At 35.5% G+C, this 24375-nt stretch carries 24 protein-coding genes; 21 read left to right on the top strand and 3 right to left on the bottom strand.

Translation table 11 applies throughout. From position 1 onward, the window contains the following. Nucleotides 1-28: 28 nt before the first annotated feature. Complete coding sequence (def, locus tag R4146_RS06295; protein WP_339960572.1) at nt 29-589, bottom strand: peptide deformylase; 561 nt, start codon at nt 587-589, stop codon at nt 29-31. 73 nt (nt 590-662) lie between these two features. Between def and R4146_RS06290 the strand changes: the two genes are divergently transcribed. The 11 genes from R4146_RS06290 (at nt 663) to holA (ending at nt 11191) form a co-directional block, all read left to right on the top strand. After that, on the top strand, nt 663-947 hold the full coding sequence (locus tag R4146_RS06290) for a UPF0223 family protein (RefSeq protein WP_339960571.1): 285 nt from the start codon (nt 663-665) through the stop codon (nt 945-947). A gap of 210 nt (nt 948-1157) precedes the next feature. Beyond that, nucleotides 1158-2993, top strand: a complete 1836-nt coding sequence (typA, locus tag R4146_RS06285) for a translational GTPase TypA (protein WP_339960570.1) — start codon at nt 1158-1160, stop codon at nt 2991-2993. A 122-nt stretch (nt 2994-3115) separates the two neighbouring features. Further along, complete coding sequence (locus R4146_RS06280; protein ID WP_339960569.1) at nt 3116-4303, top strand: FtsW/RodA/SpoVE family cell cycle protein; 1188 nt, start codon at nt 3116-3118, stop codon at nt 4301-4303. 9 nt (nt 4304-4312) lie between these two features. After that, nucleotides 4313-4573: a YlbG family protein gene (locus tag R4146_RS06275; RefSeq protein ID WP_339960568.1), complete on the top strand. Its 261-nt coding sequence runs from the start codon at nt 4313-4315 to the stop codon at nt 4571-4573. A 15-nt stretch (nt 4574-4588) separates the two neighbouring features. Beyond that, nucleotides 4589-5152 (top strand): 16S rRNA (guanine(966)-N(2))-methyltransferase RsmD, encoded by a 564-nt coding sequence (gene rsmD / locus R4146_RS06270; protein WP_339960567.1) that lies wholly within the window; start codon nt 4589-4591, stop codon nt 5150-5152. After that, nucleotides 5152-5640 carry a pantetheine-phosphate adenylyltransferase gene (gene coaD, locus R4146_RS06265; protein ID WP_339960566.1) on the top strand — a complete coding sequence of 163 codons (489 nt, stop codon included), beginning with the start codon at nt 5152-5154 and terminating at the stop codon, nt 5638-5640. Before rsmD ends, coaD begins: the two co-directional genes overlap by 1 nt. Beyond that, the gene (locus tag R4146_RS06260; protein ID WP_339960565.1) at nt 5630-6682 is read left to right on the top strand and encodes a SepM family pheromone-processing serine protease; all 1053 of its coding nucleotides are present in this window, start codon (nt 5630-5632) and stop codon (nt 6680-6682) included. The genes coaD and R4146_RS06260 overlap by 11 nt, the downstream gene beginning before the upstream one ends. A 63-nt stretch (nt 6683-6745) precedes the next feature. Further along, nucleotides 6746-7420: a helix-hairpin-helix domain-containing protein gene (locus tag R4146_RS06255; RefSeq protein ID WP_339960564.1), complete on the top strand. Its 675-nt coding sequence runs from the start codon at nt 6746-6748 to the stop codon at nt 7418-7420. 31 nt (nt 7421-7451) lie between these two features. Beyond that, nucleotides 7452-7934, top strand: coding sequence for a ComE operon protein 2 (locus R4146_RS06250; protein ID WP_339960563.1), 483 nt, complete (start codon nt 7452-7454; stop codon nt 7932-7934). Further along, a complete protein-coding gene (locus R4146_RS06245; RefSeq protein ID WP_339960666.1) occupies nt 7935-10181 on the top strand; it encodes a DNA internalization-related competence protein ComEC/Rec2 in 2247 nt (748 codons plus the stop codon). Further along, nucleotides 10178-11191, top strand: coding sequence for a DNA polymerase III subunit delta (gene holA, locus R4146_RS06240; RefSeq protein ID WP_339960562.1), 1014 nt, complete (start codon nt 10178-10180; stop codon nt 11189-11191). Before R4146_RS06245 ends, holA begins: the two co-directional genes overlap by 4 nt. 68 nt (nt 11192-11259) lie before the next feature. Here holA and rpsT read toward each other — a convergent pair whose 3' ends face one another. Beyond that, nucleotides 11260-11514 carry a 30S ribosomal protein S20 gene (rpsT, locus tag R4146_RS06235; protein ID WP_339960561.1) on the bottom strand — a complete coding sequence of 85 codons (255 nt, stop codon included), beginning with the start codon at nt 11512-11514 and terminating at the stop codon, nt 11260-11262. Between the two features lie 252 nt (nt 11515-11766). On the opposite strand from rpsT, the gene rpsO reads away from it, so the two are divergent. The 7 genes from rpsO (at nt 11767) to yihA (ending at nt 19829) form a co-directional block, all read left to right on the top strand. Continuing rightward, complete coding sequence (rpsO, locus tag R4146_RS06230; RefSeq protein WP_339960560.1) at nt 11767-12036, top strand: 30S ribosomal protein S15; 270 nt, start codon at nt 11767-11769, stop codon at nt 12034-12036. 146 nt (nt 12037-12182) lie between these two features. Beyond that, nucleotides 12183-13901 carry a ribonuclease J gene (locus R4146_RS06225; protein WP_339960559.1) on the top strand — a complete coding sequence of 573 codons (1719 nt, stop codon included), beginning with the start codon at nt 12183-12185 and terminating at the stop codon, nt 13899-13901. Between the two features lie 24 nt (nt 13902-13925). Then, nucleotides 13926-14840: a hypothetical protein gene (locus R4146_RS06220; protein ID WP_339960558.1), complete on the top strand. Its 915-nt coding sequence runs from the start codon at nt 13926-13928 to the stop codon at nt 14838-14840. Nucleotides 14841-15054: 214 nt separating this feature from the next. Further along, a complete protein-coding gene (gene tuf, locus R4146_RS06215) occupies nt 15055-16242 on the top strand; it encodes an elongation factor Tu (RefSeq protein ID WP_339960557.1) in 1188 nt (395 codons plus the stop codon). A gap of 256 nt (nt 16243-16498) precedes the next feature. Next, a complete protein-coding gene (tig, locus tag R4146_RS06210; RefSeq protein WP_339960556.1) occupies nt 16499-17821 on the top strand; it encodes a trigger factor in 1323 nt (440 codons plus the stop codon). 136 nt (nt 17822-17957) lie between these two features. Next, on the top strand, nt 17958-19202 hold the full coding sequence (gene clpX, locus R4146_RS06205; RefSeq protein WP_339960555.1) for an ATP-dependent Clp protease ATP-binding subunit ClpX: 1245 nt from the start codon (nt 17958-17960) through the stop codon (nt 19200-19202). 45 nt (nt 19203-19247) lie between these two features. Continuing rightward, a complete protein-coding gene (yihA, locus tag R4146_RS06200; RefSeq protein WP_339960554.1) occupies nt 19248-19829 on the top strand; it encodes a ribosome biogenesis GTP-binding protein YihA/YsxC in 582 nt (193 codons plus the stop codon). Nucleotides 19830-19865: 36 nt separating this feature from the next. On the opposite strand, the gene R4146_RS06195 is transcribed toward yihA, so the two are convergent. Continuing rightward, nucleotides 19866-20039, bottom strand: coding sequence for an SPJ_0845 family protein (locus R4146_RS06195; protein WP_339960553.1), 174 nt, complete (start codon nt 20037-20039; stop codon nt 19866-19868). A 79-nt stretch (nt 20040-20118) separates the two neighbouring features. Between R4146_RS06195 and uvrC the strand changes: the two genes are divergently transcribed. The 3 genes from uvrC to rnz all read left to right on the top strand — a co-directional run bounded on the left by uvrC (nt 20119) and on the right by rnz (nt 24362). After that, nucleotides 20119-21921 carry an excinuclease ABC subunit UvrC gene (gene uvrC / locus R4146_RS06190; protein ID WP_339960552.1) on the top strand — a complete coding sequence of 601 codons (1803 nt, stop codon included), beginning with the start codon at nt 20119-20121 and terminating at the stop codon, nt 21919-21921. Between the two features lie 61 nt (nt 21922-21982). Continuing rightward, on the top strand, nt 21983-23263 hold the full coding sequence (obgE, locus tag R4146_RS06185; protein ID WP_339960551.1) for a GTPase ObgE: 1281 nt from the start codon (nt 21983-21985) through the stop codon (nt 23261-23263). A 157-nt stretch (nt 23264-23420) separates the two neighbouring features. Next, on the top strand, nt 23421-24362 hold the full coding sequence (gene rnz, locus R4146_RS06180; protein WP_339960550.1) for a ribonuclease Z: 942 nt from the start codon (nt 23421-23423) through the stop codon (nt 24360-24362). Nucleotides 24363-24375 lie beyond the last annotated feature (13 nt).

Genomic DNA, 24375 nt, shown 5'->3' with positions numbered 1-24375 from the left:
AGACGTTGCAATTTGCAACGTCAATTGATTAGCTAATAAAAATCTCGTTCTCTGATCTGGAGTAAGGATTTTCTTTATCGATATGATCATAGAATAATGTACCATGAAGGTGATCGATTTCATGCTGACATACAATGGCAGGGTAATTTTTAAGTCGTAATTGATGTTCATTACCATCTACATCTTGATACTTTAGGGTGATTCTGGCAGAACGTGGTACGTAGCCAGGAACGTCTTCATCAACTGATAGACAACCTTCACCTTCAGTTAGTGCACATCTTTGAACCGCGTTTGAGACGATAACTGGATTAATAATAACATCCTTAAAAATTGGATTTTCAGGGTCTTCTTCATTTGGCACTAATACTGATGCCATCATTTTACTAACGCCAACTTGTGGAGCAGCTAGTCCCACCCCAGCTCTTAGCTTATATTTTTTGCAAAGTTCTTCATTCTGGCTAACGACTAAATATTCCATTAGATCATCTGCTAGTTTACGATCTTCTGGACTTAATGGGAATTCCACTTTTTTAGCTTGTTGTCTTAGGACGGGGTCACCGTCTCTTACAATATCTTTCATTAAAAACAAAATATCTGCCTCCAAATTCTTTTTTATTAATTTTATCACACTTTTATTCCATAAACTAAGGAGTTGCTACTAAATGAAGCCTAATTATCAATATCCAATTTTTGAAGATTGGAATCGTGAAGAATTAACGCAGGTCTGTAAATTATATCAATTAGTTGAAGATGCATATGAATTACCGCATGGAGCCAATCGGGTAGGCTTACTTGATGCCTATGCAGATTTTCAAAAAATTGTTCCTGCTAAGGGTGAACAGCGAACGATTGAACGCCAATTTGAAAGTAATTCTGGATATAATATTTTTAAGGTATTCAAATTAGCTCGTGATTCAACTACTAAAAATGTAAAAATAAACGGCTAGGCTTTGACTACATTAAAAAATTAAGTTACTATAAATAATGATGATTTAAGACAATGCTGTTTATAGCTGTGACATTTTTTGTTACAGCTTTTATTAAGCATAATAATAAAAGCGCTTTTTTATAGGCAGCTTTTGTATTATACTTACTTAGTATTATGTATAGTCTTGTAAAATACTAATTTTATAATTAGTGTGAAGGGAAGGAATAACTTGAAAACAAGAGACAACATCCGCAATATCGCTATTATTGCCCACGTTGACCACGGTAAAACTACTTTAGTTAACGAACTTTTAAAACAATCTGATACTTTAGATCAACATACTGAAATTGGTGACCGTGCCATGGATACCAATGAAATTGAAAAGGAACGTGGAATCACGATTCTTTCCAAGAATACTGCCGTTAAATATGGTGACAAGCAAATCAACATCTTGGATACTCCAGGACATGCCGATTTCGGTGGGGAAGTTGAACGTATCATGCGAATGGTTGATGGAGTTCTTTTAGTTGTTGATGCATTTGAAGGAACTATGCCACAAACTCGTTTCGTTTTGAAAAAGGCATTAGAACAACACTTAACACCAATCGTTGTTATTAACAAGGTTGACCGTGAAGGTGCTCGTCCTGCCGAAGTAGTTGACGAAGTGTTAGACCTATTTATCGAATTAGGTGCTGACGAAGACCAATTGGAATTTCCAGTGCTATATGCTTCAGCTATGAATGGAACTTCTAGCTATGATGATGCTCTAGATACTCAAGAACACACTATGAAGCCAATCTTCGATACCATTGTTAAGACCATTCCAGCACCAATCGACAATTCTGATGAACCATTACAATTCCAAGTTGCAATGCTTGATTATGATGATTTCTTAGGTCGTATCGGGGTTGGTCGTGTCTTCCGTGGTAAGATCAAAGTTGGTGACAACGTTACTGTTATGAAGTTGGATGGTTCAACTCAAAACTTCCGGGTTACTAAGTTAATGGGATTCCTTGGATTGAACAAGGTTGATATTGACGAAGCTGAAGCTGGTGACTTAATTGCCGTTTCAGGGATGGAAGATATTAACGTTGGTGAAACTGTTGTTGATCCTAGCGACAAGGAAGCTTTACCAGTATTAAGAATTGATGAACCAACTCTACAAATGACTTTCGGTTCTAACACTTCTCCATTTGTTGGTAAAGATGGTGAATTTGTTACTGCTCGTCAATTATTAGAACGGCTTCAACGTGAATTACACACTGATGTTTCCCTACGGGTTGAAGACACTGGTGAACCAGGTTCATGGACTGTTTCTGGTCGTGGTGAACTTCACTTATCTATCCTAGTTGAAACACTTAGACGTGAAGGATTTGAATTACAAGTTTCTCGTCCAAAGGTTATCTTACGAGAAATTGATGGTGAAATGTGTGAACCATTCGAATCTGTTCAAATTGATACTCCAGAAGAATACTCTGGATCTATCATTGATACCTTGTCACAACGTAAGGGTACAATGGAAAACATGGAAAACACTGGGAATGGTCAACAACGTTTGACTTTCTTAGTTCCATCACGTGGATTAATCGGTTACCCAACTGAATTCTTATCAATTACTCGTGGTTATGGAATCATGAACCACAGTTTTGACAAGTATCTTCCAGTTATTAAGAAGTGGAACCCAGGTCGTAAGAATGGTGCTTTAGTTTCAATTAACCAAGGTAAGACAACTACTTACGCTATTATGGGAATTGAAAGTCGTGGTACTATCTTTACTGATCCTGGTACTGAAGTATACGAAGGTATGATTGTTGGTAAGAACAGTCGTGATAACGATATTTCCGTTAACATCACTAAGGGTAAGAAGTTAACCAACGTTCGTGCTGCTGGTTCAGATGATATGGCTAAGATCAAGGAACCAGAACACTTAACACTTGAAGAATCACTTGAATTCTTAAATGATGATGAACTTTGTGAAGTAACTCCTCACCATGTTCGTCTACGTAAGAAGACACTTAATACTAAGCAACGTGAAAAAGAAGCTAAGATGGCTCGTCACGGTTAATATTATGTGTAAAAAGGATGAAGATATTAAATCTTCATCCTTTTTTTATTCAATACAATGAACGGTAATTATGTTGTGATATAATTAGACATAATTATTGTTATAGTTGGAGTATAATTAAAATGGGTTTAAAAGAAAAAATAAAGGATTTAGATTACTACATTGTAATTCCATATGCAGTTTTATGTGTAATCGGAATTATAATGGTTTTTTCTGCTAGTTCTAATATTTCAATGCAAAATGGTGGAACAGCAAATAGTTATTTATGGAAACAGATTTCTTATGTAATATTGGGTACTTTTTTTGCGATCTGGCTCTATATTTGTAGGAATAAATGGTTAAGAAAGGGTCATATTTTAAGAATACTTTCAATTTTATTCTTCTTGGTGTTTATTTTTTTGAAATTTAAAGGGCAGGCAATTAATGGATCACCGGGTTGGTTCAACCTGTTTGGGTTTGGGATTCAACCAGCAGAGTTTGTTAAATTTTACTTTATTGTATTGTATGCTTACACTTTTAGCCGTGATGAAAAGGATCCAAGCATCTATGATAATTGGTATACATTTAGGACGCATCATAATTTTATTTTTCTAATGACGGCTTTAATATTATTTATTATTTTCTTTCTTCCGGATTTAGGTGGGATGTTAATTAACTTTACGATTGTGTTGGTAATGATTTTATCGTCTGGAATTAGTTATCGGCGAGCAACACGAATCTTAGTAGGTTTATTAGCGGCTGCGTTTGGAATCTTGTATTTAGTTGCATTTGGGCCCCTTAAGTCATCAAAACTGCTTCAAAGTAACTATATGATGCAACGGGTGTTAGCATTTTCAGATCCATTTGCACATGCCAATGGGGTTGGACAACAACTAGTTAATTCTTATTATGCCATTAGTAATGGCGGTTTATTTGGAACTGGGATTGGAAACAGTATCCAAAAGACTGGCTACTTACCGGAACCTAATACTGATTTTATCATGGCTATTATTGCTGAAGAGTTAGGTCTTATTGGTGTGATAACAATTATTGTCCTATTGTTCATTATTGTTGGACGCATTTTATATCTTGGAATGCATACCAATGATTCTTATGGAACGTTAATTTGCTATGGAACCGCTACTTACATTGTTGTACAAACTTACTTTAACGTAGGTGGAGTTACTGGAATTCTGCCAATTACTGGGGTTACTTTTCCGTTTATTAGTTATGGTGGATCTAGTATGATAACGCTGTGTCTATGTTTAGGATTAGTGTTAAAAGTTAGTCGTCGTTATAAAATTCAACGTAAAAATATGTTAAAGGGATGATCATTAATTTTGGAAATCAAGGACCGAACTGGATTAGTGATTTCTGTTTATTCAGTTAAACAATCCAGATTATTGAAAAAATATGGTGTTATTGATTATGTATCGAAGCGGATGCATTACGTAGTAATGTACGTTGATGCTGATGATGCTCATAACAAAATTGCAACCTTACAAAAATTAAAATTTGTAAGAAGAGTAGAATTGTCTCCGCTAGTTCAATTATCAACCAGTTTTTCAAATAACCAGAGTTTAGATGATGATGATGAATAAGCAGGGTGATTTTAGATGAGAGTAATATCAGGTAAATATGGGAAACGGAGCTTAAAGGCAGTTCCAGGCCGGCTCACTAGGCCAACTACTGATAAGGTAAAGGAATCCTTATTTAATATGATTGGGCCTTACTTTAATGGCGGTGTATTTTTGGATCTTTTTGCAGGTTCAGGTGGTGTGGCAATTGAGGCTGTATCACGTGGATTTGAGCGAGCAGTTCTAATTGATAAGCAGTTTGCTGCAATTAAAACCATTCGTGAAAATATTGCAATGACAAAAGAACCAGAGCGTTTTGATGTGATGAAGATGAATGCGAATGTAGCATTGGAACAATTAGCAAGCCAACATCAAAAATTCAACATGGTATTTTTGGATCCACCATATAAAGCGGCCCAAATGGTTATGGACTTAGCAACGTTAAAGCGGCTAAACTTATTAGCACCTGACTCAATGGTAATTTGTGAAACGGATAATCATACTGAGTTAGATGATCACGTTGATGGTTATCGACTAATTCGCCAAAAGAAGTACGGATTAACTGTGATTTCTATTTATCAGATTATATTGGAGGAATCCTAATGACAACTGCATTATTTCCAGGAAGTTTTGATCCAATTACTAATGGCCACCTAGACATTATTAAACGTGCTAGCGCAATGTTTGATAAAGTGGTGGTAGTAGTAGGGATTAATAACCAAAAACGTGGTTGGTTATCGATTGAAGATCGAGTAACGTTAATTAAAACTGCGGTGGAGCTATTGCCGAATGTATCTGTAATGGCAACTGATGGGTTAATCGTAGACTTAGCCAGTCAATTGAATGCAACCGTTTTAATAAGGGGCGTTCGGAATGCGATGGATTTTGATGCTGAAAAATCATTGGCAACTTTTAATCGTCAACTTAATTCTAATGTCGAAACAGTATTGCTACCTACGTTACCCGAGTTTGAATCATTATCATCAACCAGGGTGCGTGAGTTGTATAAGTTCAATATTCCATTGGCACCATATGTCCCACAATCAGTTGCCAAATTTTTAAAACAGAAGCGTGATTTTAATGAAGAATAAACATAAGCGACGATTTATAAAGTATGGCGTTGCAATTTTAGCACTGATATTAGTTGTTGCTGCTTTTATAGTGCCACTACCTCGTTATATCGAGGGCCCAGGGGATGCCAATAATTTAAAACCAATCGTTAGCATTAAGAATTATCCTGACAAGCAAAAGGGAGAATATATGCTAACATCGGTAGGAATTGCGCAAGCCACCCCAGCTTCGTATCTTTATGCTAAGCTCAATCCGTACTACTCGATTGAAAAAATTGATGATGTTACCGGTGGCCAAGATGATGCTACTTATAATAAATTGCAGGAATTTTATATGCAAAGTGCGATTAACGAAGCTATCTACACCGGCTATCATTATGCACACAAAGAAGTAAAGAAGCATTACCGTGGGATTTATATTATTAGTGTGTTAGATAGTTCAAAGTTTAAGGATGCAATTCATGTTGGGGATACGATTACTACTGTTAATGGTCATCATTTTAGTTCTGCACTAGGTTATCAGAAATATATTCGTAGCCAAAAAATTGGGACGCCGTTGAAAATTGGTTATTATCATGACGGTAAGTACCATGAAGTTACTAAACAATTAACTAGATTACCAGGAACTAAGCAAGCAGGGATTGGAATTACATTGACTGATGATTTAAAGGTCACTACTAAAATTCCAATTAAAGTTGATCCAGGTCAAATTGGTGGTCCATCTGGTGGGTTAATGTTTTCACTTCAAATTTATAGTCAGTTAACCGGTAATAATATTAGAAACGGTCGAAAGATTGCTGGAACGGGAACAATTAACGCTGATGGTAGTGTAGGCGAAATTGGTGGAATTGATAAAAAAATCATTGCTGCTAAAAGAAGAGGTGCGACCGTCTTCTTAGCACCATATGTCAAACCTACGAAAGCAATTAAATCAATTGAACCAGATCATTTAACTAATTATGAATTAGCAGTAAAGACTGCGAAAAAATATGCTCCTAACATGAAGGTAATTCCAGTTACGTCGTTTAGTGATGCATTAAGTAAATTAAAAAAATTAAATTAAAAAGATAAACTAGAAATAGTTTATCTTTTTTTCGTATTTAAGGGTATGAAGGGAGGTCAGCAGATGGATAGGATAAAGGAGTTAATTGATCAATATCGTTACTATGTGATTGGAATTTCAGTGGGGCTATTGTTTGTCATGGGAATGATCTTAGTTATGCAAACTAAGCCTAAAACGGAATCATTTGATGGTTTATCACATAATCAATCAACTAGTATGAGTTCAGCATCGTTGGTTAGTACCATTAGTTCAACATCAAGCAGTGTTACATCTGATTCTAAATTAGTGGTTGATATAAAGGGTGCAGTTAAAAATGCAGGAATCTATAAGGTGGAAGATGATACCAGGATTGCTGATCTAGTTGAATTAGCGGGTGGGTTTAAGTCCAATGCAGATCAAAAAAATGTTAATCTGGCTCAAAAATTAAGTGATCAACAGGTTGTGTATATTCCACTTAAAGGCGAGATTAAAGGTAATTTACATCTAAATTCTGATTCTAGTTCGACTGCTTCGAATGCAGAGACTAGTAATTCTGGTGATAGCAATGGTAAAATTAACATAAATACTGCTGATAAGAGCCAATTACAAACCATTAATGGAATTGGTGAGAAAAAAGCCGACAATATTATTAATTATCGCCAACAAAGTGGTGGCTTTAAGTCAATCGATGACGTTAAAAATACTGATGGCATTGGTGATAAAATGTTTGAAAATATTAAAGATAGTATTACGGTCTAGGGCTAATCAGTAATCGAAAGGACGTTACCAAATGAATAAACAACGAATCCCATGGGATCAATATTTTATGTTACAGGCATTACTACTATCGACTAGAAGTACCTGTAATCGATTATCGGTAGGGGCTAGTTTAGTTCGTGACAAACGAATCATTGCTGGTGGATATAATGGTTCTGTAGCTGGGGATGCTCACTGTACTGATGAAGGATGTTACATGGTTGATGGACATTGTTTGAGAACGATTCATGCTGAAATGAATGCCATATTGCAATGTGCAAAGTTCGGCGAGTCAACTGATGGCGCAGAAATATATGTTACTGATTTTCCATGCTTACAATGTACGAAGATGTTATTACAAGCGGGCATTGTTAAAATTAACTACTTGCGCAATTACAATAACGATGAGTATGCGATGCATTTATTAAAACTAAAACACATTGAATTACAACAGGTAACGCTAGATCAAAATACGTTAAGTCAATTACCATTTGATACCTATTTATCTAAAGATTAAATTTTAAAAAATAATATTATTTTTATTGCGCTCCTCTGTGCATCGATCACGATCATCTTTTTTGGTTACTTCATTTTAGGGTGGTTGCTATTGGGTTTAATAATTATTAGAATTATTGCCTTACGCCAAATTAGATTAATGTTAGTTGCGCTTGGACTTGGTGGTTTAATGGTTATGATTTGTATTTATAATCTTCATTCATTAGATCAACAACGCCTTCCTGTTAGTAAAAATCAAACAATGCTAATAAAGGTTCAAGCCGATGCATTAAAGATAAAGCCTGGCTATTTTTATGGGCAGGCGACACTGCTTGCTACTGACGATAAAGTGTTGGTTTCTGGGCCAATTAAAACCGATGCTGAGTTGGCTCAGTGGTCTAATATGGACCAAACTAAGTTGATTCAAGTGACTGGAGATGTTCAATTAATTGAACCAGCAACGAATCGCAATCAGTTCAATCCTAAACGTTATTATGAAACGCAAAATATTACAAATTCAGTTAAAATTAAGCAGCTTCATCATATTATGAACTCAAATCATTGGTCGATAACGGATGCGATTCACACCTTTCGTAAACGAATGATTAATTATGCTAATCAACTACCGCATCCGCTGAATTTATATGTTCTTAGCTTAATTATTGGTGAAGCTAGTGCAGATGTTTACGATGAAGTGATTGGCGTAAAGCAACTAGGACTAATTCATTTATTTAGCATTTCTGGACTGCATGTTTATTATTTTATAATGGTGGTCGAGTTGCTTTTGATATGGATGCGAGTTAAGCGTGAGCACTATCAAATTTTAATTATGCTGGTATTACCACTTTATTTTATTTTTTCTGGCTCATCGGTTGGATTACTAAGAGCTATTTTAATGGTCGAAGCTAGTTTATTAATTAATTATTTTAATTTACGAATTAAAAGTTTGGATATTTGGGCAATTGCATTAATCATTAATTTAATGATTGCGCCACGTTCATTGATTAGTTTAGGAACTCAATTGAGTTATTTATTATCTTTAGGGCTAATTTTTACTAGTCATTTTTCGTTTTTTAAACAGACAATATTAATGAACATGATTAGTATCCCACTAGTTATTTACCATATTTACGAGTGGCATCTATTAACATTTATTGCTAATCTATTTATCTTACCGTTATTTACAATAATTGTTTTCCCAATCGTAATTATTGGAATGTTGGTGTATCCAATTTTACCGATGCTTTCGATGTGGATTGCGATTGTGCTACATTATTTTGATGTGATTGTGAATTGGATTGGTGCCCTCCCAGGTAATATTGTATTTGGTAAACCAAGCATCTGGTTCACATTGATTTTGATCTGGTTAACACTACTATTGATAGGTCGTGCTACAGTAAAACGGACGTTATTACTATTCAGCTGTTATGTAGTTGCCTTTATTAGTGTTCACTATCCACTACAAGGTGAAATAACTTACTTTGATGTAGGTCAAGGGGATAGCTTCTTAGTTCGCGAACCGTTTAACCGTTCAGTTAATCTTATTGATACTGGTGGAAAGGTTGTGTTTGGTAAACAAAATGTATCAGAGCCCACTAGTTATAATGCTGAAAAAACATCAATTAATTATCTTAAAAGTATTGGAATTAGTAGGATTGATAATTTATTTATTACCCATCAAGATGCTGACCATAGTGGAGATTTACCTGCTTTCTTGACTAAAATGCGGGTTGATAATTTAGTGATTCCAATTGGGATGCAAAATAATGATTCCTTTATGGCTAAAATTAGTGGTAAGATGGATAATACGCAATTGATTCAAGCCCGGTTTGGAATGTCATTTGAAAAATCATTAATGAATATATACCATCCCTTTACTGATGGATTGGGTGCGAATGAGGATTCGATGGTCATATCAACTCAAGTAGCCAATCGTCGCTTCTTATTTATGGGTGATTTGGATCAACATGGGGAGCTAGAAATCATTAAAGCGTTACCTCAATTAACGACCAATGTCTTAAAAGTAGGTCATCATGGTAGTAAAACATCCACGTCCCCATCGTTTTTAAAACAGGTCAATCCCCAAGTGGCCATTATTTCTGCGGGCCGGAATAATCGTTATGGTCATCCCAACCAAGAAGTAATGAATCAACTACATGCAATGAATATTAAGATATACAATACCCAAGTGGATGGGATGATCACCTATCGTTATGGTGGCATTAAGAATGCAAGCTTTGAAACCCAATTAAAGGAAGGTAGCCAATGAATTATAATCAGTTAATCAATAGTATTGATCAAAATAAATTAGCGCCATTGTATTTAATTACGGGTAAACAAGATTACCTAATTGAGCAGCTAAGAAATAAATTCACGCAAATCGTCCCTGAAGAGGAACGTACGATGAACTTTGCTGCTTATGATATGGAAACAACTCCATTATCAGATGCAATGAATGATGCGTTATCTGCTCCGTTTTTTGGTGAGCATCGACTGGTGATGATAAACAATCCCATGTTTCTAACTGGGGAACGAAATAAAGGTAAAGTGGAGCATGATGTTGATACATTAGTTAATTATATTAAGCAGCCACTTAATTCAACGATTCTAGTATTAATTGCGCCGTATGATAAATTAGATGCTCGTAAAAAAGTGGTAAAACTATTAAAGCAAAATGCAACCATAGTTGATCTACATGAGTTTAATGAAGCTGAGACGATTAATTATGTTAAACAGTTTTTAAATCAACATCATTATGATATTTCTAATCAAGTGATGAATCAATTAGTTCAAAGAACGGATGGCCAGCTATCAGTAATCATGAATGATTTACCAAAGTTGATGTTATTTTGTCAGCGTAGTCATGAGATTACTGAAGAGGCAGTGGAAAATCTAGTTACCAAAACATTAAATCAAGATATATTTACTTTAGTTGATCTAGTTTTAAAGCGACGAACGACTGATGCGGTTAGTTTGTATCAAGAACTACTGATGAATGGTCAATCAGCAATTCAAATCAACGCGGTGCTGTTGAGTCAATTTAGGTTGTTATTGCAGACGATGATTTTGAAGAATTACGGCTATAGTCAGGGAAAGCTTGCTGGGATGTTAAAGGTGCATCCATATCGAGTTAAGCTGGCGCTTCGAACTATTACTAAACATCATTTAAATGATTTGAAGCTAGCTTATTTAGGACTAGTTGAGATTGAAAAACAACTCAAAAGTACTAGTGAATCACCAGAGTTATTATTTGAAATGTTTATGTTAAAATTTGCATAAAAAAAGACCGCCATTTGATGACGGTCTTTTTAACAAAATAAAAACTCAGCTATTAACTGAGCGTTTTATTATTTGTTAAATAATTTAGTAAGACGTGACTTGTCACGGCTAGCCTTGTTGGCTTTGATTAAACCTTTTGACTTAACGTGGTCAATCTTGCTAATAGCATTTCTGAAAGTTTCTTCAAGATTATCAGAACCAGCTGCTTGAGCTTTTTCGAACTTCTTGATGGCATTTCTCATTGCACTCTTTTGTACAATGTTTTCTTTTTCTGCTTTTTCATTAGTCTTAACACGCTTGATAGCGGATTTAATTACTGGCATGATTTCACCTCCAATTACGAAGTAATGTCCATAATTCAACACTTATTCATTATACAGACTCACTTTATTAAATGCAATAGTTCTTTATTTTAAAATGAAATGAAAGCATCAAAAAATAAAGGACTTGATGAAATGATTATTTTCTAGTATGATTAGTTAGTAATTTAATTTTAGCCATGACTTAGTTATTGACCGTCTCACTGGTGGTAACTCAGTCATTGGTGTTTATACAATTGAAAGGTGGGATTTTTTATGGCTCTTACACAAGCACATAAAAATGAAATTATTAAGAAATACGCTCGTCATGATGGCGATACTGGTTCAGCAGAAGTACAAATTGCTGTTTTAACTGCTGATATCAACGAAATCAACAATCACATGAAGGAACACAAGAAGGATTTCCATTCACAACGTGGACTAATGAAGAAGATTGGTCACCGTCGTAATCTTCTTGCTTACTTACGTAATAAGGATGTTCAACGTTATCGTGAACTAATCAACAGTCTTGGCCTTCGTCGTTAATACTGTTAAAATAGAGTGGGTTGCAATCGCAGCACGCTCTTTTTTTATACATACTAATCCGTTTGGTTTTAAAGTATGATAAAATAATCCATATATTAATATCGAACGTGAAAAAATAAAATAGAAAATATTTTTGAGGTGAACTTATGAAGGAGAAAATCAAAATTATCCCATTAGGTGGGGTAAGAGAAGATGGTAAAAATTTATATGCTGTTGAAGTAAATGATGGCATTTATATTTTAGATTGTGGTTTAAAATATCCAGAAAATGAGTTATTAGGAATTGACTATGTTATTCCTGATCTAACTTACTTGAAAGAAAATCGAGATCGAATTGTAGGGGTATTTTTAACCCATGGACATGCAGATGCAATTGGCGCATTGCCATATCTATTATCTGAATTTGATGTACCGGTATTTGGTTCTGAGCTAACGATTGCATTGGCAAAGATCCTAGTAAAAGAAAATAAAGCTAGCAGCAAGTTCAATAACTTTAACGTAATCAATGAAGATAGTGAAATTATTTTTGATGATGTTACGGTTACGTTCTTTAAAACCACGCATTCGATTCCTGAATCAATGGGAATTGTCTTAAATACTAAGAGTGGCGAGATCGTTTATACTGGTGATTTTAAGTTCGATCAAACCGCATCAGAAGGCTATAAAACTGACTATGCTGCATTAGGTGATATTGGTCGCAATGGCGTTTTAGCATTATTAAGTGATTCTTCCAACGCAGAAAATCCAAACGAAAGTACCAATGAAAAGAAGATTGCTAATTACATTCATGATGCATTTGCTTATCATGAAAATCGAATCATTGTTGCTTGTGCTGCTTATAATATTTTAAGAATTCAACAAGTTTTTAATGCTGCAGCTAAGAGTGAACGACGGGTTTTCTTGACTAATCCTAAACTACAAAAAATTGTCAATACTGCAATTAAGCTTCATAAATTAAACTTACCTAGTAAGGATCTATTGGTCCCTAGTTATAAAGACTTAGCAAAATTGGATCCATCTGAAACAGTTATTTTACAAACTGGTAAAATGGGCGAACCAATTAAGGCATTGCAAAGAATGACTAGTAAGCAAGCATCCGATAGCCAAATTAGCGTTCAAGCAGGGGACTTAGTAGTAATTGCTACGACTCCATCACCTGCTATGGAAACAAATGTAGCACGGACTCGTGATATGATTTATAGAGCTAATGCTGAAGTTAAAATGATTTCAGATGATATCAAATCATCTGGTGACGCTAGCCAAGAAGACCTGCAATTGATGCTTAATATTTTACACCCTAAGTATTTAATTCCGGTTCAAGGTGAGTATCGGGTATTAGAAGCGCATGCTAAGGTAGCAGAAGAAATTGGTTTTCCAGCTGATAATATTTTCATTCCTGCTAAGGGTGATGTATTAGAATACGACGGGAAAAAGATGATTCGTTCTAATAGTGTTGATGCCGGAGACATAATGATTGATGGAATTGGTGTTGGTGATATTGGAAACATTGTTTTAAGAGATCGGAAGGTTCTTTCTGAAGATGGAATCTTTGTGGTAGTAGTTACGATTAACCGTAAGAAGAAAACGGTTATTGCTCAACCAAAGATTACTTCACGTGGCTTTATTTATGTGAAAGCTAATAAGTCGTTGATGAATCAGGCTTCTAAAATTGTTTATGATGCAGTTCAATATAATCTAGATAATAAGGAATTTGATTGGGGTCACTTAAAACAAGACGTTCGTGATAAGTTAAGCTCATTCTTATTTGAACAAACTAGACGGCGTCCGGTTATCTTGCCTGTGATCATGGAAGTACACCAACACCATAAGAGTCATCACACTAGTAAAAAAACAAATCGTAAATAATTTGATTGGAAGTGACTAGTTATTTTGAACTATGATCAATTATGGAAAGCGATTTATGATAATTTAGACCAACATCACTATTCCATTGCGGTTACAGATTTAAAAAAGATTTATGAAAATGATCCTTCCAAAAAAGCGAATCAATTATTGGTTAAGGCGTTAGTTGCTGATAAATCTTATTTAGAAGCTAAAGAATACATGCTCGAAATGATTAATGACTATCGGGATAGTCTTGAAGATTTCGAGTTGATGGTAAAAGTGTTTATTCTTAACCAAAACTTTATCCAAAGCCAAATTATGATAAATACAGTGAATGATCTTAAAATCAAATCAATCTTACAACAGCGCTTAGATAAGGCATCAAATCAATATGTAGAACAACATGGCGATGTTGTTGATCAATTAACAAACGCCTTGTATCACATTGGGGGCAGTAAATTAAGTCACCAAAGTGAAACTCTTGTTAAAGCAATGAATTTGCCCGTTAAGGCTTACTTTAATGCTGCTAAGGGAGCACTAACAGATCCCTATTTAAATCCGGCTATTCGCTTTAATTTGCTAGATGTGCTTAGGGAATTACAGCTATCAGATGAAATTGAGATTAGTTGGATTGATGGTCAATTACATCAAATTAATTTAAGCCAATTAGTTCCATTAGCGGAAATGAAAAGTTCTAAAGCAATTTTTAGGCAACTTGAGATTCGATTTGGTCAAAATTCACCAGACTTATTGCAAAACATGGTCAAAACTTTTAATTTATTTTTAGCCTACCTATATCCATTTTCAGACCAGATTATAAGTGATTATGATCGTTGGATAACGGTTGCATATGATATGCAAAGGGGTCAACGTCCCGACTTAAAGTCAATGGATTCAGAGACTAAGTCGATTTATGAATGGCAACAAAAATTATTAAAATTAGTAGATTCTATAAAATAACTTGACAATTAAATGAAAACTTGATTTAATCTAAACTATCGAAAATATGTCCTTTATGTGTTTACAAATAGCAATGCAATGGATATAATATTAGAGGATTCTTCTTGAGAGCGATACAACTTTGTATTTTTGAGAAGATGTAGTATAATAATACTAAAAGATGTATTGCAATTGCGCGATACTAGTCTTTCGAAAATAACAGGAGGTTTCATTAATGGCAAAAGAACATTATGAAAGAACAAAACCCCATGTAAATATTGGTACTATTGGCCATATTGATCATGGTAAGACTACTTTAACTGCAGCTATCACAAAGGTTTTAGCTGACAAAGGTTTAGCTGACGCTTCAGACTACGCAGATATTGATGCTGCTCCAGAAGAACGTGAACGTGGTATCACGATCAACACTGCTCACGTTGAATACTCAACTGAAAAACGTCACTATGCTCACGTTGATGCCCCAGGACATGCTGATTACATCAAGAACATGATTACTGGTGCTGCTCAAATGGATGGTGCTATCTTAGTTGTTGCCGCAACTGATGGTCCTATGCCACAAACTCGTGAACACATCCTTTTAGCTCGCCAAGTTGGTGTTGAATACATCGTTGTATTCTTAAACAAGACTGATTTAGTTGATGATGACGAATTAGTTGACTTGGTTGAAATGGAAGTTCGTGAATTACTTTCAGAATACGATTACCCTGGTGACGATGTACCAGTTGTTCGTGGTTCTGCACTTAAGGCTTTACAAGGTGACAAGGAACAAGAAGAAGTTATCTTGAAGTTAATGGATATCGTTGACGAATACGTTCCAACTCCAGAACGTGATGACAGCAAGCCATTCTTAATGCCTGTTGAAGACGTATTCTCAATCACTGGTCGTGGTACTGTTGCTTCTGGTCGTATCGACCGTGGTAAGATTGCCGTTGGTGACCCAGTTGAAATCGTTGGTCTTGTTGAAGACGTATTGAAGTCCACTGTTACTGGACTTGAAATGTTCCGTAAGACTCTTGACGAAGGTGAAGCTGGAGATAACGTTGGGGTATTACTTCGTGGTGTTGACCGTGACCAAGTTGTTCGTGGTCAAGTACTTGCTGCCCCAGGTTCAATTGTTACTCACAAGAAGTTTACTGGTGAAGTTTACATCATGAGTAAAGAAGAAGGTGGACGTCATACTCCATTCTTCTCAAACTACCGTCCACAATTCTACTTCCACACCACTGATGTTACTGGTGTTATTGAACTAGAAGACGGTGTTGAAATGGTTATGCCTGGTGATAACGTTACATTCAAGGTTGAATTAACTAAGCCAGTTGCCATCGAAAAGGGTACTAAGTTCACTATTCGTGAAGGTGGACACACTGTTGGTGCCGGTATCGTTTCTGCTATCGATGACTAATTTTAACTAATTTTTTTAAAAAGAGGTTTGAAGCTCTGCTTCAAATCTCTTTTTTTATTTTATATTAAAATATTGTTGGAATCGACTAATGATTTGATGCCTTTAATTGCTTGATTTTAGCTAAGATGGTATACTTTTATATGTAGTTATTTGGACTAATTAATCTAATTTGATTAGTAGTTTAACGAAGTTGGATGACTATTTAGTCGATCCAAATTAAATCAATTCAATAAAATTTTCACTCGGAGGGAATAGCATGTCTGCAAAATGGGAAAAGAAAGGTACTAATGATGGAGAATTAACATTCGAAATTAGTACTGATAAAATTAAGGAAGGTTTAGATAAAGCTTTCCAAAAGAATAAAAAGAATATTAGTATCCCTGGTTTTCGTAAGGGAAAGGTTTCTCGTCAAATTTTTAATGAAATGTATGGCGAAGAATCATTATACCAAGATGCTTTAAATATCTTACTTCCAGAAGCTTATAGTGAAGCTGTTAAGGAAGCTGGTATCGAACCAGTTGCTCAACCACAAGTTGATGTTGAATCACTTGAAAAGGACAAGCCATGGGTATTAAAGGCAATCGTTACTGTTAAGCCTGATGTTAAGTTAGGTGAATACAAGGGAATTCCTGTTGAAAAGCAAAATACTCGTGTATACAAGAAGGATATTGACGAAGCAATCGAAAAGAAGCGTCAATCACAAGCTGAATTAGTGCTTAAAGAAGACAAACCAGCTGCTGAAGGCGACACTGTAATTATTGATTTTGATGGTTACGTTGACGGTAAACAATTCGATGGTGGTCAAGCTAACAACTACTCACTAGAATTAGGTTCCCACTCATTCATTGATAACTTTGAAGATCAATTAGTTGGTCACAAGGCTGGCGATGAAGTTGATGTTCACGTTACTTTCCCTGAAAATTACCAAGCTAAGGAATTAGAAGGTAAGAAGGCTACCTTTAAGGTTAAGATTCACGAAGTTAAGGAAAAACAATTACCAAAACTTGATGATGAATTTGCTAAGGACGTTGATGAAGACGTAGATAGCCTTGATGAATTAAAGGAAAAGGTTAAAGACCAACTTAAGCAAGAAAAGGAAACTGCTGCTAAGAACGAAATCGAAGATCAAGCGATTAGTGGTGCAGTTGATAATGCTGAAGTTAAGGACATTCCTCAAGCAATGATCGATGAAGACACTGAACGTCAAATGGATCAATACCTTGCTAACATGCAACAACAAGGAATCAATGCTCAAATGTACTTCCAATTAACTGGAACTTCTAAGGAAGATCTTAAGAAGCAATTTGCTGATGGTGCTAGTCGCCGTGTTAAGACTAACTTAGTTCTTGAAGCAATCGTTGAAGCCGAAAACATCAAACCAACTGAAAAAGACGTTGAAGAAGAAGTTAAGACTTTAGCTAAGCAATATGGAATGAAAGAAGACGCTATTAAGAGTGCTTTATCAGAAGATATGCTTAAGCATGATATTGCAATTCAAGATGCTGTTAAGTTAATTACAGATAGTGCAAAACAAACTAAATCTGCTAGCAAAGAATCAAAAAGCGATAGCGCAGAATAATTCTTAATTGTTAAAAGCCAGTTAGCGTTATTAGCTAACTGGTTTTTATTTTAAGCAAAACATTTTATCTGTTTTATAAAATATGCTATATTATTGGAACTGATATGTATTAGATGGAAATGCGAGGTGTATTTATTTGTTTGATGATGATGAAAAAGGACCAGTAATTTGTTCGTTCTGTGGAAAGTCACAGGATCAAGTGCAAAAGATTGTTGCAGGACCTGGTGTTTATATTTGTAATGAATGTATTGATTTATGTAAACAAATTGTTGATGAAGAGTTAGCTCAAGAAAGTAAGAGCGGTGAAATTAAATCATTAACGCCGGCTGAAATTGTTGATAAATTAAATCAATACGTAATTGGTCAAAGCGAAGCTAAAAAGACGCTAGCTGTTGCTGTTTACAACCACTACAAGCGAATCAAGAGTTTAGGTACTGATAAGCCAGGTGATACTGAATTGCAAAAGAGTAATATTGCAATGATTGGACCAACTGGTTCTGGTAAAACTTATTTAGCTCAAACATTAGCTAAGATTTTAAACGTTCCATTTGCAATTGCAGATGCAACGACACTTACTCAAGCAGGATATGTAGGTGAAGATGTTGAAAACATCCTATTGAAGCTACTACAAAATGCTGACTTTGATGTTGACAGAGCCCAAAAGGGAATTATCTACATTGATGAAATTGATAAAATTGCTAAAAAATCTGAAAACGTTTCAATTACCCGTGATGTTTCTGGAGAAGGGGTTCAACAATCACTATTGAAGATTTTGGAAGGAACGGTTGCTAACGTTCCGCCTGAAGGTGGTCGTAAAAATCCTCAACAAAAATTCATTCAAGTTGATACTACTAACATTCTCTTTATTGTTGGTGGTGCGTTTGATGGAATTGAAAGTATCGTTAAGGATCGTTTAGGTAAGAAGACAATCGGATTTGGTTCTGATGATAATGAATTAGCTGACATGGATGATAATGAAATTATGCAACACGTTATCACTGAAGATCTATTAAAGTTTGGATTAATTCCAGAATTTATTGGTCGTTTACCAATCCTAACTGCTTTGAACAAATTAACAGAATCCGATTTAGTACGGGTCTTAACTGAACCTAAGAATGCCTTAGTAAAACAATATAAGAAGTTACTAGCATTGGATAATGTTGAATTAGACTTTGATGAAGATGCGCTTAAGGCCATGGCTAAGTTAGCGATTGAACGTGATACTGGGGCACGTGGATTAAGATCCATCATTGAAGGGGTAATGGAAAACATTATGTTTGAAGTACCTAGTCGTGACGATGTAGAAAAAGTAATCGTTACTAAAGATTCAGTTGATAATCACGCTGATCCAAAACTTGTTTTAAAACAAAGTGCAAAATAAAATGAAAAAGCAGGTTGATACCTGCTTTTTTTAAGGAGAAATTACATGGATGTTCATAACGTTAATTTATTGATTAGTGCCGTTAGTCCTGCCCAATATCCTAAAACTGGCTATCCTGAAATCGCATTAGTGGGTCGTTCTAACGTTGGGAAATCATCGTTGACTAATGTTTTAATTAACCGCAAAAACTATGCCCATACTTCGAATCAGCCTGGTAAAACGCAAACGCTTAACTTTTATGAGGTTGAAGATTCATTATACTTTGTTGATGTGCCTGGCTATGGATATGCACGGGTTTCTAAAGCAGAGCGCGAAAAATGGGGAAATATGATTGAAACCTATTTAACTCAGCGACCCCAGTTAAAAGGGGTTATTATGTTAATTGATGGTCGACATGACTTAACTCAAGATGACAAGCAAATGGCTGAATGGCTCGCCTATTTTGACGTTCCACGGTTAGTAGTGGCCACTAAAATGGATAAAATTGCTGGTGGTAAATGGAATAAACAAGCTAGCATGATTCATAAAGCAATTGATGTTAATAATGATGATTTGGTTATGTTTTCTGCTAAGACTAAGGCTGGAAAAGATCAGGTTTGGAATTGGATTGAAAATCAAATCAAATAAAAAATAGCTCTCAGATTATGAGAGCTATTAAAATACTTATTTATCGGTTTTATCTTGAGATAAAATCTTATTCTTGTTGTTACCTTTGGATTGACTCTTTTTGTCATCTTTTTTCATAAATTTGTCACGATCATTATCTTTTGGATCCATACTAGCAAATTTACCAAATAACTTATCCAAATCATTTTGTTTATTAATCTTTAGTCCCATGATTACATCTCCTGACTGTACTGACTTTTATTTTATAATATCAGAAACCGCTTTATTTGTCATATAAGGAAGTGAAAATATGGCTTCAGAACATATTGAAAATAAATTAAAACTACTGCCTGATTTACCAGGTTGTTATTTGATGAAGAATGCTAATGGCCACATTATTTATGTTGGTAAGGCTAAAAATCTAAAAAATCGGGTGCGTTCTTACTTTAAGAGTAGTCATACTGGCAAAACTGCTAAATTAGTTTCAACGATTGCTGATTTTGAAACTATTATTACCTCAACCGATAAAGAGGCCTTCTTACTCGAAATTACATTAATTCAAAAGCACCGGCCCTATTTCAATATTCAGCTTAAGCAGGGAAACAATGGTTACCCATACATTAAGATTACTAACGAACGAGATCCTAGAATTATGATTGCTAATAACGTAAAAAAAGATGGCGGTTATTATTTTGGACCATATCCAAATGTTTATGCTGCTGATGAAACGCTAAACTTCTTACAGAAAATGTACCCCCTAAGACGCTGCAATGGATTTCAACATCGCCCATGCTTATATTATCACATGGGTCAATGTTTAGGGGCTTGTTTTAAAACCGTGCCTAAGGCAGAATATGAACACCAAATTAAGCATATTAAATCGTTCTTAAATGGAAATGTTGGGATTGCTAAGCGTACGTTAACAAAGAAAATGACTGAAGCAGCTGAAAACTTAGAATTTGAACGAGCTGCCGATTTAAGAGATCAGCTTAGATATATTGAAGCTACCGTTGAAAAGCAAAAAATTATTTCACAAGATAATACGCCGCGTGATATTTTTAACTTTTATTATGATAAGGGATGGGTTTCAATTCAGGTCTTTTTCATTCGGCAGGCGCGGTTAATGAAACGAATAAAGAAGACATTCCCCATTATTAATTCAGCAGTGGATGAAATGACCAGCTTTATTGTTCAGTTTTATCAACAACGTGATCAACCATTACCAAAGGAAATTTTAGTCCCTGATTCGCTGCCAAAGGATGTTTTGAATAAAGTATTAACTGTCCCAGTTAGGACCCCTAAAAGAGGACAAAAAAGGGATTTATTGGAAATGGCAGGTAAGAATGCTAAGTTAGTACTAGATGAAAAGTTTCGGTTAATTGAACTAGATGAAATTAAAACGACCGGTGCAATGAATGAACTGACCGATGATTTAGGAATTCAACGTGGTCATCGAATTGAGGCATTTGACCATTCACATATTCAAGGAACTGATTTAGTATCAGCGATGGTCGTATTTGAAGATGGGCAGCCTAATCGTAAATTATATCGTAAGTATAAGTTGACTACGGTTGATCATGCTGATGAAACCGCCAGTACTAAAGAAGTTATTCGCAGACGTTATTCTAGATTATTGAAGGAACATGCTGAACTACCAGATTTAATTTTAATGGATGGTGGAGTCATTCAAATGAATGCAGTTAAGGATGTTTTAGTAAATGAATTGAATTTAAATATTCCAGTTGCTGGAATGGTTAAAAATGATAAACATAAGACGGCAGATTTGTTATTTGGTGATACTGATAAGCCAGTGAACTTAAATCCCAAAAGTCAGGCCTTTTATTTAGTTCAACGAATTCAAGATGAAGTGCACCGATTTGCAATTAGTTTTCATCGTCAGGTCCACACTAAACATTCGTTAAGTTCCCGGTTAGATGAGATTAAAGGGGTCGGCCCAAAGACCAGAAATAAGCTATTACGACATTTTGGCTCAATGAAAAACATTGAAACGGCTAGTGTCGCTGAAATTGAATCACTAGGGATTGCTAGTACCGTTGCGCAAACGATTCAGTTGAGTTTAGGCCATCCCACCTCAGACACTAATAAAAGTTAGCCAAGTGACACGTCTTATAATATAATTGTAGGTAGAATTAAAATGGGTTAGGAGAATAACATTGTTTGTAGATCAAGTTAAAATTAAAGTCCAAGCCGGTAAAGGTGGCGACGGAATCGTTGGTTGGCGCCGCGAAAAGTATGTTCCAAATGGTGGACCCGCTGGAGGCGATGGTGGCCATGGTGGAAATGTTGTATTTAAAGTTGATAGTGGAATGAGCACGCTAATGGATTTCCACTATAGTCAAAAATTTAAAGCTGCTAATGGAAATAACGGTGGTAATAAGAAGATGACAGGCCGTAGTGGTGATGATTTAGTCATTAAGGTTCCAGAAGGGACCAGTGTGTACAACGATGATAATAATCACTTAATATGTGATTTAATTGAGCCAGGCGATGAGTTCATCGTTGCCAATGGTGGTCGTGGTGGTCGTGGAAACGTTCACTTTGCTTCCGCAAAAAATTCTGCACCAGAAATTGCTGAAAATGGTGAACCAGGAGAAGGATTTAACGTTCGACTAGAATTGAAGCTGCTAGCGGACGTAGGACTAGTTGGCTTCCCATCCGTTGGGAAGTCCACTTTACTAGCCGCTGTTACCAGTTCGAAACCCAAAGTTGCTGATTATCATTTTACGACCTTAGTACCGAACCTAGGGATGGTACGGCTAAATGATGGTCGTGATTTTATCATTGCTGATTTACCAGGTTTGATCGAAGGAGCTTCTACTGGTACTGGGCTAGGATTTCAATTTTTACGTCACGTTGAAAGAACTAGGGTCATTTTACACTTAGTGGACATGAGTGGATTAGAAGGTCGTGATCCATTTGTTGATTACCAAAAGATCAATCAAGAATTAGCTAAATATGATGAAAACATCTTATTACGTCCGCAAATTATTGTTGCTACTAAGATGGACATGCCTGATTCCGAAGCCAACTTAAAGCGATTTACTGAGCAAGTGAATGCTGAAGGACATGCTCATGAAATAATTCCAATTTCATCTGTTACTCATCAAGGGTTAACTAAATTAATTGGTGCTACTGCTGATCTATTAGATCAAACACCTAAGTTCCCAATTACTGATGTTGAAGAACCAGAATTAACGAATGTTGAAGATGATGAACCATTTACAATCACACATGAAGAGGATGGCAGTTGGACACTATCTGGTGCACGGCTAGAAAAGCTATTCTTAATGACCGATACTACGCATGAACAATCAATGCTTAGATTTGCTCGTCAATTACGTGGCATGGGCGTTGATGAAGCCCTTCGAAATAATGGTGCTAAGAATGGGGATACTGTAAACATCCTTGATTTCTCGTTTACCTACGAAGATTAACTAGTTACCATGTTTAATAATCACTTCAAATCCGCTATATTATCAAATTAAAACGAATTCGATAGTATAGCGATTTTTAAATTGATTAAAAAATTGATTTAACACTTATGCTACAATGTAGGTGACGTAACTTTTAAATAGAATAAGAGGAAATAATATGCAAATAGAATTTTTAGGAACGGGTTCAGGAGTTCCTGGCAAGTTTCGCAATGTTTCTTGTACCGCCTTGCGATTACTTGATGAATGTAATTCAGTATGGTTATTTGATGTGGGCGAAGGTACCCAGCAACAAATTTTACGGTCTAACTTAAAACCAAGAAAGATTAATAAGATTTTTATTACTCATTTGCATGGTGATCATATTTTTGGGCTGCCAGGATTACTTAGCAGTCGTTCATTTCAGGGGGGAAATACCCCGTTAACGATTTATGGTCCAAAGGGAATTAAGGATTTTGTTCAAGTTAGTCTGCGAGTGTCTAAAACTAAGTTATCTTATAAAATCATCTATAATGAAATTACGGAACCAGGTAAAATTGTTGATGATGATAAATTTACGGTATATGCAGAAGCATTAGATCATCAAATTGCTTGTTTTGGCTATCGGGTTGAAGAACACGATCATCCGGGTGAATTAATGGTGGATAAGTTAAAGGATGCTCAGATCCCATCTGGACCAATTTATGGGCAGATTAAAGCTGGTAAGCAAGTGACATTACCAGATGGTCGGGTCATTAATGGAAAAGACTTCATTGGCCATGCTCAAAAGGGACGGACAATTGCAATTATTGGTGATACGCGTAAAAATCCTAATTCGTATAAGATTGCCAAGAATGCCGATGTATTAATTCATGAAAGTACATTTTCAAAAGAAGAGGCTAGTTTAGCTAGGAACTATTACCATTCTACCAACGTACAAGCTGCAGCATTGGCTAAAAAAGCAAATGTGAAAAAGTTGTTACTAACCCATATTTCTTCCCGTTATACTGGTAAAATGGCGAACATGTTACAAAAACAGGCTCGTTCCGTATTTAAAAATACTTATGTTGTAAAAGATTTTGATGTAGTGGATGTTCCATTTGATAAAAATCAAACTGTTTAAGGAAGATGATAGA

It is taken from the genome of Nicoliella lavandulae (assembly GCF_037546185.1).
GTDB lineage: Bacteria > Bacillota > Bacilli > Lactobacillales > Lactobacillaceae > Nicoliella > Nicoliella lavandulae.
This window is presented reverse-complemented; position numbering and strand designations above follow the sequence as displayed.

Bases quoted from the DNA above. Each gene is read 5' to 3' on its own strand.
- tig (WP_339960556.1), top strand. From the start codon at position 16,499: ATGTCTGCAAAATGGGAAAAGAAAGGTACTAATGATGGAGAATTAACA.
- rsmD (WP_339960567.1), top strand. From the start codon at position 4,589: ATGAGAGTAATATCAGGTAAATATGGGAAACGGAGCTTAAAGGCAGTT.
- rnz (WP_339960550.1), top strand. From the start codon at position 23,421: ATGCAAATAGAATTTTTAGGAACGGGTTCAGGAGTTCCTGGCAAGTTT.
- coaD (WP_339960566.1), top strand. From the start codon at position 5,152: ATGACAACTGCATTATTTCCAGGAAGTTTTGATCCAATTACTAATGGC.
- R4146_RS06290 (WP_339960571.1), top strand. From the start codon at position 663: ATGAAGCCTAATTATCAATATCCAATTTTTGAAGATTGGAATCGTGAA.
- tuf (WP_339960557.1), top strand. From the start codon at position 15,055: ATGGCAAAAGAACATTATGAAAGAACAAAACCCCATGTAAATATTGGT.
- yihA (WP_339960554.1), top strand. From the start codon at position 19,248: ATGGATGTTCATAACGTTAATTTATTGATTAGTGCCGTTAGTCCTGCC.
- R4146_RS06250 (WP_339960563.1), top strand. From the start codon at position 7,452: ATGAATAAACAACGAATCCCATGGGATCAATATTTTATGTTACAGGCA.
- R4146_RS06280 (WP_339960569.1), top strand. From the start codon at position 3,116: ATGGGTTTAAAAGAAAAAATAAAGGATTTAGATTACTACATTGTAATT.
- holA (WP_339960562.1), top strand. From the start codon at position 10,178: ATGAATTATAATCAGTTAATCAATAGTATTGATCAAAATAAATTAGCG.
- R4146_RS06255 (WP_339960564.1), top strand. From the start codon at position 6,746: ATGGATAGGATAAAGGAGTTAATTGATCAATATCGTTACTATGTGATT.
- R4146_RS06225 (WP_339960559.1), top strand. From the start codon at position 12,183: ATGAAGGAGAAAATCAAAATTATCCCATTAGGTGGGGTAAGAGAAGAT.
- rpsO (WP_339960560.1), top strand. From the start codon at position 11,767: ATGGCTCTTACACAAGCACATAAAAATGAAATTATTAAGAAATACGCT.
- R4146_RS06260 (WP_339960565.1), top strand. From the start codon at position 5,630: ATGAAGAATAAACATAAGCGACGATTTATAAAGTATGGCGTTGCAATT.
- R4146_RS06195 (WP_339960553.1), bottom strand. From the start codon at position 20,039: ATGGGACTAAAGATTAATAAACAAAATGATTTGGATAAGTTATTTGGT.
- uvrC (WP_339960552.1), top strand. From the start codon at position 20,119: ATGGCTTCAGAACATATTGAAAATAAATTAAAACTACTGCCTGATTTA.
- rpsT (WP_339960561.1), bottom strand. From the start codon at position 11,514: ATGCCAGTAATTAAATCCGCTATCAAGCGTGTTAAGACTAATGAAAAA.